This window comes from Flavobacterium cupreum (assembly GCF_003996965.1).
Classification (GTDB): domain Bacteria; phylum Bacteroidota; class Bacteroidia; order Flavobacteriales; family Flavobacteriaceae; genus Flavobacterium; species Flavobacterium cupreum.
The window spans coordinates 111432-125340 of the sequence record NZ_QWDM01000008.1 but is presented as its reverse complement, the minus strand read 5'-3'; the positions used below and the strand labels follow the sequence as shown (position 1 = coordinate 125340).

The window sequence follows — 13909 nt, the reverse complement described above, 5'->3', positions numbered from 1 at the left end:
GGTAAAACTGCTTTTTTAATAACTTTCTTTAAAATTTAAAATATAACTTTCTGAGTGTTTACAGTATTGTCTGTTAACGTAACCTTCACCAGAAGAACCTGATTTTGAGATCTCAAATTTACAATTTGAAAGGCCGGATCATTAAGATTTGTCTTTCTGTAAATAAGATTTCCTGTTATATCATAAATAAGAATTTCATTAATCATTTTTTCAGAAGCGTTAATGGTGATAACTTTATCTTTTGTACTTATTACAACTTCTTTTCCCGAATTTTCAAACTCATCGATTCCTAATGATGTACCGGTGTAGCGTAAGATGAAACGATCATCAAAAGTTCCTATTGCACTTGAAAACGTATAATTGCTATCTCGTAAGTTATGCACGATTCCCGTTACTTTGTCTTCTACGTAAACAGGCTGATTTACTAAATCACCGTCTGAATCATCTATGGCAATAGTAAAATCACTAACAATAGCAGAACGATATCCTAATGGGACCGTATCGGTATCTGAAAAAGGTAATGCACGGCCCTGGATCACATATTTGTAAGTGCCGTTGATACTATAAAAATCGAGATACGGATTAGCATCCAGCGTAATTCCGTCGAATCTGTTGTCGTTACCATTTGTGGCTTCTTCGATATAACCTACTAACAATTGTTTAAAAGCTCCTCCTTCGTTTGTCATATTAAGCCACAAGCGATGTCTCTCTAAATCTGCATTTTTAGATGTGTTTGCTGTTTTAAAGAACTGATTGTTACTTGCACCTCCTATTCTCATAGTATTATTAAAAGTAGCCATTCCGGAAGTAGTAGCCTGTGCAAAAAAAGATTGTCCCGCAGCAATATTGCCTGTCGGTTTTACTCCGGCATCTGTTGCCGGATTGTCTGTATGCCCCGGAGAACTTTTTGCAGATGTCCCGACACCTCCACTGGTATTATAACTGGCATAATCATCGTCGCTATATTGATATTGGGCCGCTGTTCCCACAGGAGTGTTATGATTCCAAAAATAGATAGTTCCGTCTAAAAATAAGTTTTCATCCAAAAACAGATCAGCATCCAAACCGGAAGGGTATGGATTACCGATTAAATAGAATTTGCCGGCAGCCATAGTCTCACCGGACAGTGTCCCATTGTTAGGAACACCTGTAAAAGAGCCCGGATAATCTTGTCTTACTGAATTTGAATAGGTTTGTGGTCCGCGAATAATGTATCCTTTCCCTACCATCATAAAATCGTTCGGATTGGTTATAACCCAGTTGTCGCCATTGAAACCAAAGTATTTATCCGATAACGTTAATGGAGACAAATCAATTAACTTTTGCGGACTTACCGGTGTGGACCAGTATACATAATCTCCCAAAAGGATTTGTTTGGCGGTACGCTTGTAGGTGATATTGCCGGAATTTATAACTGGATTATTATTCATTTGAATCAAACTCGAATTATTTTCAAATATCAATTCCGTTCCTAATGCCGGATCAACAATTAATGCACTATTTACTGTTAAAGTATTTAATGCGGTCACCGTTATTTTTACTCCGGGATTTACTTTACAGGTGTAGCTGTTTAAATCTCCGGTTACACTATAATTATCAGCAAAAACAACATTCTGATTTATTGTCGGTGTTCCGTTTGACCAGCCTCCAATAGTAGTGTACGTATTGGTTATAAGAGGATTTACCGTGATATTAGACAAAGATGGCGAAAGACAGCTGCCCGCATATTGAACCGTAAAACTATAGGTTCCTGCTGCAAGCCCTGTAACGACATAAGTTGTTGGATCAGGACCACTACCTCCTGTATAATTGTTTGCAGAAGATCCGCTTTGTACAATTGTATAACTGCTTATATTAGGCAATCCTGATAAAACTAAAGTACCGGTCTGAATTGCACAGGTTGGTTGTGTAAGTCCGCTGTTTATTGGAGTACCTGGTATCGGATTAATTGTAATTGTTGCAGAACCACCCGTAAAAGCAGAACTTCTGGCACAACTATTCGATCCTGTAACAGAAACCAAAGTATAGGTTGTTGAAGAAATGACTGGAGTCGTAAACGTTGCAAAAGCAGCACCACTGGTAATATTTGTTGCCGTTTGGTTCGCTCCGCCATTTTCTTTGTAGACGATGGTATAAGGCCCTGTGCCGGCTGTTGCCGTAAAAGTCAGCTGCCCCGCTCCTGTTCCACAAAATGGACCATTAGCCGTCAGACTTCCCTGCGGGAGCGAATTTACGGTTATCGTTGCAGAACTTCCTGTGAATGCACTACTTCTTACACAAGTATTTGCTCCGGTAACCGAAACCAAAGTATAAGTAGTGGAGGCAATAACCGGAGTGGTGAATGTTGCAAAAGGAACTCCGCTTGTAACATTTGTTGCCGTTTGGTTTGCTCCGCCATTTTCTTTGTAAACTATGGTATAAGGTCCCGTACCGGCTGTTGCCGTAAAGGTCAGTTGTCCTGCTCCTGTTTCACATAAAGGGCCATTGGCCGTCAAACTTCCCTGTGGCAGGGGGTTTACGGTTATCATTGCAGAACCAACGGTAAATGCACTACTTCTTACACAAGTATTTGCTCCGGTAACCGAAACCAAAGTATAAGTAGTTGAAGCAATAACCGGAGTGGTGAATGGTGCAAAAGGGGTTCCGCTCGTAACATTGGTTGCTGTACGATCAGCTCCGCCATTTTCTTTGTAGACTATGGTATAAGGTCCTGTGCCGGCTGTTGCCGTAAAGGTCAGTTGCCCTGCTCCTGTTTCGCAAAATGGTCCGTTGGCTGTCAAACTTCCCTGCGGCAGCGGGTTTACGGTTATAGTTGCAGTACCTAAGGTAAATGCACTATTTCTTACACAAGTATTTGCTCCGGTAACAGAAACCAAAGTATAGGTTGTTGAAGCAATAACCGGAGTGGTGAATGGTGCAAAAGTGGTTCCGCTCGAAACATTGGTTGCCGTACGATCAGCTCCGCCATTTTCTTTGTACACAATTGTATAAGGACCTGTTCCGGCGGTTGCGGTAAAAGTCAGTTGTCCTGCACCTATTGCACAAAATGGACCATTGGCCGTCAAACTTCCCTGCGGGAGCGGATTTACCGTTATCGTTACAGGAGTCGAAGCTACGGAAGCACATGGGCCATTTTGAACGATAGCCCTGAACTGAGTAGTAGCTGTTAGAGGACCCGAAGTATACGTTGCAGTAGTATGATTAATATTGGTCCATGAGGAAAATGGACTAACTGATGACTCCCAATTTAAGATTGTTCCGGTATGACCACTTAAGGTTAAAAGACCACTCGTTGCCCCGGAGCAAATTGGTGAAGTACCCGTTACAGCTCCTCCAGCCGTTGGTCCAAAAACAGTTACATTTCCGATATTGTTTGATCCTATTGTTGATGTACATGGTCCTGCTGCCAGATTTGTCACCGTAATAGCAGGTGTACCTGCAACAGTTAAACCAACTGCAGTAAAAGTCCCTGTTCCTGCCACAGCAACTGTCAAAGTTGCCGTGAGTGCAGTACCTGATGGATTACTGCGATTATAAGTTACGGTATAGGTACCTACTGGTAAAGAAGCAGCACTTCCTGTTAGTGTGACCACAGAAGTTCCTGCTGAAGTACAGGCATTCGCAGCTGAGATTCCGGTAATACTGTATGTTGGGCAAGTATAGTCAATTCTGATTTGTCCGTGGGCACCTGCACCTCCGGCCAATGGTCCTCCTGTACCTGCCGTCATTGCGCCGCCGTCGCCGCCGCCGGGGCCTGCACCTGGATTACCAACACTATTTACTCCTAAAACTACACTAGCAATACCAGCTCCGCCGGCTCCTCCTCCCGGTGCCGCACCGGCTCCTCCTTTACCGGAAGAAAATAAAAGACTTAGTAGCGAAGTTCCCCCAGGATCACCGTTTCCGCCTGAAGCCTTTGTAGCGGGGTTACCAATTGAGGCAGAAGCCTGACCTCCCGTACCGCCGGTCGGTGTACCACCTGCCGTATTTGCGGTACCACCTGATCCTCCAACTGCTAAAATTACAGATTCAAAACCTGTAATTGTTGAGCTGGCGCCATTAGCGCCATTACCGGTTGTACCTGTCGTTGTTGCTCCTACAACTGCATTTATATTGGTATTGTTTAGGGTTGAAACTGAAATTGTAGCGGTCGCATATGCTCCACCCCCACCACCTGCGCCACCTCTTCCGAAACCTCCTCCGGGAACACCAGAACCTCCCCCGGCTCCTCCGGCCCCCCAGGCATGAACAGTCATCGTACTTAATCCCGGAGGAACAAATACTGACGTATTAGTTATATACGTATTTGATATGTTCTGCGCCAGGGAAGATGCAAAAACAAATAAAAACAAAGCGGAAAGTTTTGCCTTAAAAAATGAAATTTCAGGATAATGCAGATTCCTTTGAGAAAAATAACACATGGAAAACAGAGACACGAAAGCTGGTAATTTTTTTTTCATCACACTAATTTTTAAGTTAAAAAGAAAAAATTAACACCAAACAATGGGGGAGGTCTGGTAACATTAAATTCTAAATACCATAAAAAATAAAGGATTAAAAAATGCATTTATAAAATAAGAATAATAAAAATGCTGCTTTTTTATTTAGTGGTATTTAAAAATTGTAATCTATATTTTGGCGAATAAAAACAGAATAAAATGTACTATCTGGCTTATAAGTACGTTAGTTGTACAAGCATTACAACAAGGTACGATTTTATTTACATGAAAATTAAATATTTCAATATAAAATGTAAGAATTTAACACTTATGCATTTTATACACTACTAAAAACAAGCTAATTAGCCTGTAAAATATAGGATTAGAAGCGAAAAGCGTTTTTTGACATGCCTGCCAGACTGCATACCTAAAACGGCATAATTTGTAATTTCATCAGGAAAAAGAGTGCTGTTTTAACATTCTGAATGAAGTTAAAAACACTTTTCTTTATTTAAAATCAACGTTGTGGCCCAATAAAATAATAACCCTTAATTATTGCAGTAAAAATTTTCGGACAATCCTGTTATTATTTTCGAAAGTAATTTTCAAAAGAAAAATCTGGTGGCTTAATTGTAAATTGGACAAATGAAACTCTGATTCATTAATGGCCTTTTTCGTGTAAACAAGCTTACCCGAGATATCAAAAATTTCAATCTCCTTCATTTTTTCTTTTGTTGATTTTATTAGTACAGATCCATTTTTTACGGATATAAAAACGGGATCTTCAGATTTTTCGAAATTTTTACTTTTTAAACTCTTGTCGTTATAATGTATTAAAAAGCGCTCCTTAAAAGTACCCCTGGAAGTACTGAATGAGTATGGACTATCCTTTAAATTATGGATTACCTTTAAAATTTTATCTTCGATGTAAACATTCCGGTTTTCAAATAGTCCATCAACATGATCTATTCGGATAGTAAAGTTTCCTTCAACGGCTGTATCATATCCGATTGCAGCAGAATCTGATACTTTAAAGGGCATAACTGAGCCGTGAATTGCAAGATTTTTATTTTCAAGAATACTATAAAAATCTACATATTCATTTCCTTTAAGAGATTCGGCATTATAATTATCGGGTGTCAAATCAGATGCTCCCTGAATATAACCAATCAGGATTTGTTTAAAAACACCTTTCGAATTCTCAAGGTCGAGCCAGATACGATGTTTTTCAATTGCTGGTTTTTCGGTTTTTTTATTCTTTATATCCGACTTAAAAAAAGTTGAGTTCCTGCCCATAATTCGGATACTGTTATTAAACTCCACAATTCCCGCATTTTTACTCATGGCAAAAAATGCCTGTCCGGACGCAATTGTTCCATCCGGTATGGTTTCATTTACTCCGGGTGATAAGGCCGCTCTTGTCCCTGTGCCTCCCAGTAAATTGTAAATTGCATAGTCATCTGAAGCATACTCGTAGTTATTAATTGGCGTATTATGTGTCCAGAAATACAGGGTTCCTTTAATGTTTTCACGATTTTCGTCTAAAAATAAATCTGCATTAATAGCCGACGGATAAGGATTTCCAATCAAATTAAAAGTATCCTTATCTCCCATATTCAAAGTAATTTTTCCATTATTGGGAATGCCTTTAAATAGGGCTTCAAACTTAGATGCAGCTACAACTGAAAAATCCTGAGGACCACGAATAATATATCCTTTGCCCAAAACCATGGGGTCTGCCGGATTTTCAATAGTCCAGTCTCCCAGTAGATAATTAAAGGAGAAAAACTTATCTGCTAAGGTCTTTGGGGAAACATCAATCAATCTTTGATTTGCTACAGGAGAAGACCAATAGGTATAATCAAATTTTAAAACAGGAGACGATTTTCTTATAACATGTACGGTTCCACTGTTGATAATCTCATCATCATCCTGATACAAACTGGCTGTATCATGTAAGATCAAAGTTCCCAGACCACTATAGTCAAATTGAATTTCTAAAGTATTTCCACTTAAAAGATTAACCGTTTTTCCTTCGTTAATGGTGCAACTGCAACTATTGGTTGTTGTCAGGTTTGCATAATCTTCTGTGAAAACAACTTCTTTTCCTCGTGATGGAAAGCCATTTGACCATGAAACACCATCCCAGACTGTTTTTTCAAGGCAGATCTTCAGGCGTGCAATTCTATGTTTGGATACTCCGGAAACAGAATTAAAATCTCCTCCAATCATCAGTTTACGATCAGCTGTAAAGGTCATGGTATGCAATTTATTGTTTAAAGCTGCCTGAAAACCACTATCCCTTTCACCTGTCTTTAATAACCTGATAATTCTTAAAGAAGGTTTCGTTTTATATGTGCCCGAGAAAGTTCCGCCTGCCAAAATGCGATCATCGGGCTGTACAAGAACAGTTAAAACATCTCCTTTACTAAAGCCGGTGCCTGAATCAAATGTAGTGTCTAAATCCCCGTTTGGATGTAATCTGAGAATCCGTTTTTGAGGAATACCGTTGTACAGCAGGAAAGACCCTCCAACAATTATTTTCTGGTCTGACTGTAAAGCCAGTGCATATACATTTTTATCAAAACCCATTCCTGTATTGAAACCCGCATCTATACTTCCATCGCTATTCAGCCGTACTAAACCCGGTATGATCTGATTATCAAAAGATGTAAATCGTCCTGCAACCAATAGTTTACCATCGGGTTGAATTAAGATCACGTCAATAATTGCATCAGCACCGAGGCCAACCTTAAAGCCGGCATCTGGCACACCATCTGGCAGTAACCTGATTATTCTGTTAGCGGGTGCATTATTATATGAACTGAAATTACCGCCTACGATAATCTTTTGATCCGGCTGAATTGCCATTGCATATACCTGATTATTGAAGCCCGAACCGATATTGAAGTTCGCATCAATAGTTCCGTCAGCTAAAATACGTGCGATTCTATTAGAAATCAGTCCGTTGTATTTGGTAAAATTTCCCGCAAAAACGATTTTACCATCAACTTGCAGAACCGCTGTTTTTATAACATTATTTGCCCCTTGCTGACCGAAATTAAAAGTATCGTCCAGGGTACCATTTTCCAGAAGCCTTGCAATTTTTGAAGAATCTGTTCCATTGAATTTATTGAAATTCCCAAACACCATTGTCTGTTTATTTTCTAATGCTAAAACTTTTAAAACAGAATTATTAAAACCGATTCCGGCAGACAAATAACCTGTGTCATACTCTCCATCTGCATTAATTCTGGCTATTCGCCCCTGATTCTGACCATCAAAAACGGAGAATGATCCTCCGATATACCAGGAGCCGTCCGTACTGTTTTCCAGCGCCAGGACTGATGCCGACTCAGGACCTGAACCGGTATAAAAATCAGTCTTCAGAGTTCCATCCTGATTTAAAAAGAACAGGCGGCTGACCTCAGTATTATTATAAAAACCATTGAATGATCCTCCAACGGTAATAGTCCCGGAAGCATCAATTCTGATGACCTGAACAGCGTCTTTACTCAAACCTGAACCTGAAAGAAAAGCAGTATCAGGAGTTCCGTCCGGATGTAGCCGAATAATTCTGTTGGCAGTAATTTCGTTATAAGCCGTAAATTTTCCACCTAAGATAATTTTACCATCTGACTGTACTGCTATTGCGTTTACATCATCATTAAAAGCCGTTCCAATATTAAAACTCTGATCCACACTTCCATCAGGATACAAGCGAACAATTCTATTGGCTGCAATTCCGTTAAAAGCAGTAAAATTTCCAGTCAGCAGAATTTTATCATCTTCTAAAATTTCAACATTAGTGATGGTTAAAGACGAACCTGTTCCTGTAGTAAATGAAGTATCTAAAGCTCCATCCGGTAAAATGCGGGCAATTCTGTTGACTGTAACATTATTGTATTTTGTGAAACTTCCGACAAGGATAATTTTTCCGTCGGTTTGCGGACAGACTTTATAAATAATTCCGTTTGTTGCCCCAATTGTTGTATTGAACGACGTATCCTGTGAGCCATCCGTATTTAAACGGATCAGTCTTCCTGAACTTCCGCCATTATAAGCGGTAAAACTTCCTCCAATAACAATCTTTCTATCCGGCAGTATACAACAGCTGTAGACTTTTCCGTTAAAACCCGTTCCTGTAGTAAAGCTCTCATCAATTGAACCGTCCACATTCAGACGGGTGAGATACGGTGATGATATTCCGTTTAAGTTGAGATAATCCCCGCCAACAATGAGTTTTTCATCAGATTGTAAAGATAAGGTTCGTACGGTATTATCAAATCCGTCACCGATTGTCCCGTTGTCTGTTGTATTGAAGGTTGGGTCTGTTTTTCCTTGCTGTGCATATAGTCCGGTATTGAAAAAGCTAATTGCCAGTAATGAAAAAAATATTTTTCTGATCAAAAAAGAATACATTGAATAAATTATAAGATTTTTACTGCAATTTATTAATCTTCTGCCTATGTCACAATACCCACTTCAGGGGATATTTTCTTTAATTAAATTTGGAAAAAGACCAAAAAAAAAATCCATTTGCTTAAGCAAATGGATTTTTTTTTATAGATAAACGAAATGTTTATATCTTATTGAAATATAACTTTCTTCGTAACGGCATGCTCATTGTCCAGAATAACTTTTACCAGTAAAACCTGATTGGCAGACTGTAAATTTGTTATTTGCAATTCAGTTGCACTTACTTTCTTTTTGCTGAAAAGCAGTTTTCCTGAAATATCGTAAACCGTAACTTCTTTGATGTTTTCTTTTGCAGATGTCACTTTGATGGCTTTGTTTTTGACACTTATCAGGATGTTGTTTTCCGTGTTTTCAAAATCACCTGTTCCCAATGTTTTATCCGTATAACGCAATACCAGACGATCGGTAAAAGTTCCTGCCTTTGTTGTAAAGGTGTATTTACCGTTTTTTAGATTATGGATCATACCGGTTGCTTTGTCTTCGATGTAAACGGGCTGATTTACTAAGTCCCCGTCGGTATGCTGAATCGAAATGGTGAAATCACCCTCAATGGTACTGCGGTAGCCTAAAGGAACGATATCGGTGTCCGTAAAAGGCAGGGCACGTCCCTGGATCACATAATTCAGGTTGTTGTTTACACTGTAAAAATCAAGATATGGATTGGCATCAAAAGATTCTCCGTCATACCTGTTATCAATTCCATTGGTTGCTCCGTCTATGTAACCTACGAGCATTTGTTTAAAAGCACCTTTATCATTGGTGATGTTAAGCCAGATACGGGATTTCTCTTCTTTTGCTGGTTTACCGGGTTTGAAAAACTGGCTGTTGTTGGCTCCTCCCTCTCTCATTTTGTTGGTAAAGACAACTGTTCCCACATCGTTGGTACTGGCAAAAAAGGATTGTCCGGCTGCGATGTGACCCTGAGGGATAAAAGGATTATTGCCCGGGGCATCGTCACCGGTTGGTGCCCCTTCGGTGGCTACTCCGCCTGTTAAATTAAAAACGGCATAGTCGTCTGCGTCATAGTCTTTTATTGAAATGGTTAAAGGCGTATTGTGCGTCCAGAAATAAAACGTTCCGTTTATAAAACTATTGGCTTTTAGGAATTCATTGGAACTCAAAGCCGATGGATAAGGATTACCGATCAGGTAAAATTTGTCCTTTTGCAGGGTTTCGCCAGATAAGTTACCATTGTTCGGAACCCCTTTAAAAGCAGCCGTAAAATCAGCCCTTACCGTATTGGAATAGGTTTGCGGACCACGAATAATGTATCCCTTACCTACGGTCATCACATCGTTTGGACTCGTTATTACCCAGTTGTCTCCGTTGAAACCAAAATATTTGTCTGATAACGTTAACGGGGAAACATCAACTAATTTCTGAGGTTTCACCGGTGAAGACCAGTATTCAAAATCAGAAAGACGCATTGAGCTCGTACGTTTGTATGTGATCTCTCCGGTATTCACCACATCACTGTCCTGCATTAAACTTGAATTGTTTTCGAAAGTTAAGGTAGCGCCAGTGGTAACGGTCACCGCATTGGTCACTGTTAAGGTATTTCCGTCACTAATGACAACATTCACACCCGAATTTACGGTACAGCTACAAGAATTTAAATCTCCTGCTGATGTATAATCTCCCGCAAAAACAACAGGCTGATTAATTGTTGGCGGCCCATTTGTCCATCCTGCATTCCAGGTGGCCAATAAAGGCAGTTGATTTACAACAATATTATTTGAAGATACAGAAGTACATGTACCATTTCCTATTGTATAGGTATAAGTTGTATTAGCTGCAAGACCTGAAATGGTAATCTCTGTTCCGGTTCCTGTAGTTACTACAGCACCCGGCGATCTTGTTAATGTCCATGTTCCTGTAGAAGGTAATCCGGTTAAAACTACACTTCCGGTAGGTACCACGCACGTAGGCTGTGTTATTGTTCCTACTATCGGAGCGGCTGGTTGTGGATTTACCGTAACAGGAATCGTTTGTGTACAGCCATTGCTGTTTCTAAAAGTTATAAAACTTGTTCCCTGCGAAACTCCAATTACTAATCCGGTGTTTGACACTACAGCCACTGATGGTGTAGATGAAGTCCACGGTGTCGTACTATGCGGAGTCGCAGAGCCTGTTAATTGTGTTATTGATCCTACGCAAACAAATGGAGTTCCAAATATTGTTGGGAATGGAATTACGGTTACAGTAACCGTTTGTGTACAACCATTAGCGTTTCTGTAAGTGATAACGCTAGTTCCAGGCGCAACTCCGGTTACTAATCCTGTATTGTCTACGGTTGCAACTGCTGGTGTTCCTGAACTCCATGGTGTTGTAGCATTTGGAGTGGCAGAACCTGTTAATTGTGTGGTTGATCCGATACAAACATTAGCATTTCCTGTAATTGTTGGTAAGGCGTTTACGGTAACAGTAACGGTTTGTGTACAGCCGTTGCTGTTTCTATACGTGATAACACTTGTTCCCGCTGCAACTCCTGTTACTAATCCCGAGTTGTCAACTGTAGCAACCGCCGGTGTTCCTGAAGTCCATGGTATTGTTACATTTGGAGTGGCAGAACCTGTTAATTGTGTGGTTGATCCAATACAAACATTTGCTGTTCCTGTGATTGTCGGCAAAGCATTAACAGTTACTGTAAAAGTATTTTGAAGACTTACACAAGTTCCTGCTGCATTTCTTACAGTAAGTCTACCGGTGTAAACCCCCGGATTAGTTCCTGCCGGAACACTAACGGAGATATTGCTTGCCGGTAATGGGGCATTTGCAACTGCAACGAAGCTGTTGGTTGGTGCAGCATTCCATGCAATACTATAAGTGGTTGGTGTACCTGTTGTAGCGCTATAAGCTAAAGGTGTTGTCTGAATAGCTGAAGCATTATAACAAACCGGTGTAGTTGCAGCAGCAGCTGTAATAGATACAGTGGCCTCTATTAATTTAGAGAAACAAGCTGTAGTTGTACAACCGTTTTGATATCTAACGTAATACGTTGTAGGGGCTGTAGGAGTTACTGTTATAGAATCACCTGACCCTACAAATGTACCTCCGCAAGAACCTGTATACCATTGTGCGTAACCTCCATTTCCTCCTGTACTTCCTCCGCTAACCGTTAAGGTAGTTGCGCTTCCTGCACAAAATGCTGTATTTGCAATTGCTGTAGGAGCCACCGGAGCATTATTAACCTGAACGATAACGATTGTTTCACTGGCATAAAGTCCTGAATAAACCGTTCTTCTGAACCATGAAGTAGTTGTTAAATTTCCAGGGGTATAATCTTTTGCATTATTTGTTCCCGGTGCTGCAGTATATCCTGAAACGGCACTTGTAGTACTCACTTCCCACAGATAAGTATAGGTACCATTTCCTCCGGTAGGAGGTGAACCGGTTATAATTCCCGGACTTGTGTTTATACAAATAGGTTCTGTATAAGTGGCTACAACGCTTAAACGTTTTACTATGCTTACACAAGGATCACCAAAAGTAGCATTTGTTGCAGGAATAGTGGCGGTGGTGTTTCCTAAAAAAACGTCTGTTGCCACAGTTCTACTGTTAAAAGCATTACAAGTTCCTAATGTGAAATTTGGAGCTGTTCCTGCCGGAGTACCATAACTTGCAAAATCGGCGTTGATAAAAACAGTACCGTTTGGTGCCGTTAGTACGGGTACTGGTGACGCATTTTCTACATAGGATGCATTTAATTTACCACTTACGCCTTTGGTGTAAGAAGCGTAATTGGAGTCTATTACCGGATCGAAAGTTCCGGAACCGCTCACAATTATTCTACCATAATTTGTATTCGTAAAATAGGTATCGGTTGTATTTGCCGCTCCTGATCCCTGCGCTCCCCATGTGCTGATAAGTGGGCCAATGCCCCCCAATATCAGTACCCTGGCTGTATGATTATTATTGGCCGATAAATCAAGCTGAACACCTTTTGCTACATTGATGAAATTAGAAGTCGCTACAGTTGTTCCACCAAAAACTTTGGTACCACTTCCTGTAAAAGTAAGATTGTAGTAGGATGTTGATTTAATGGTTTGTGCAGCACCGGTATAATTTACGGTATTTCCTGCTGCTGTCGCAGTAAGTGTAGTAATTCCTACTGTCGAGGCACCAATGTTTAAAGTTCCAGAATTGATTAAAGTACCAGTTCCTGCTAATGCAGTTGCAACATTTAAAGTATTAGTATTAGTAAGAGACACTCCTGTAACGGTAACTCTGTTAATAGAAAGAATACCGGTAAGTGACTGATTGTTAGTATTGAATGTCTGTACTCCCGATCCACTGGTAAATGTTCCGTTATTGGTAATTCCACCTCTGAAAATCACTCCGACATTACTGGAATTATTCCATAATCCACCTGAGTTTATAGTTACTAAACCCACATAGGTCTTTGTTCCTGTATTACTGCTGTGAACCAATGATCCGGTAATTGAAGTAGTACCTGAAATTGTAATATCAAATGCCGCAACACTTAAAGTTCCTCCGGTTTGAATTTGTAAATTTCCGGTTACAGCCCAGGCTGCAGTCGTTGCCATGCTATGACCCGTCTGAACAATAAAAATATCACCTCCGGTTGTGAAATTTGCAGGATGCGCTCCTGTTCCGTTAGTATTGGCCCACCAGTTAAGAACGTTGTTAGCATCAGTTGGTGTTCCGTTAATCCCGGAATAATAAGTAGCCGCATTCGCAAACGAAGCACAAAACAGCAAAGCAAAACAAAACATTTTTGCCCTAACACTTAATTTTCCTCTGGAACTATCTAAAGAAAAAATAGAAAATGTGGGCAAAAACAATAATCGAACGAATAAAAGTAGTTTTTTAATCATATAAGTTGTGGTATTTATATTATAATTTTGTTTTCGAATGCTAAAACGGAATAAAAAAATACCAACGGTTATATATTATACGTCATAATATACTTACGTCCTGTTTTTTTAAATTGTTTTAAAAACTTTAAAATCAGTGATTTAGTTAATTTT

Annotated in this window: 3 protein-coding genes; all 3 read right to left on the bottom strand. The window is 39.9% G+C overall.

Annotated features, from left to right (window positions below):
- Window positions 1–35: 35 nt before the first annotated feature.
- Window positions 36–4460: a beta strand repeat-containing protein gene (locus D0817_RS13850; protein WP_127338975.1), complete on the bottom strand. Its 4425-nt coding sequence runs from the start codon at window positions 4458–4460 to the stop codon at window positions 36–38.
- A 531-nt stretch (window positions 4461–4991) separates the two neighbouring features.
- Window positions 4992–8861 (bottom strand): DUF8693 domain-containing protein, encoded by a 3870-nt coding sequence (locus D0817_RS13845; protein ID WP_127338974.1) that lies wholly within the window; start codon window positions 8859–8861, stop codon window positions 4992–4994.
- 167 nt (window positions 8862–9028) lie between these two features.
- Window positions 9029–13756 (bottom strand): DUF8693 domain-containing protein, encoded by a 4728-nt coding sequence (locus D0817_RS13840; protein ID WP_127338973.1) that lies wholly within the window; start codon window positions 13754–13756, stop codon window positions 9029–9031.
- Between the last annotated feature and the right edge of the window lie 153 nt (window positions 13757–13909).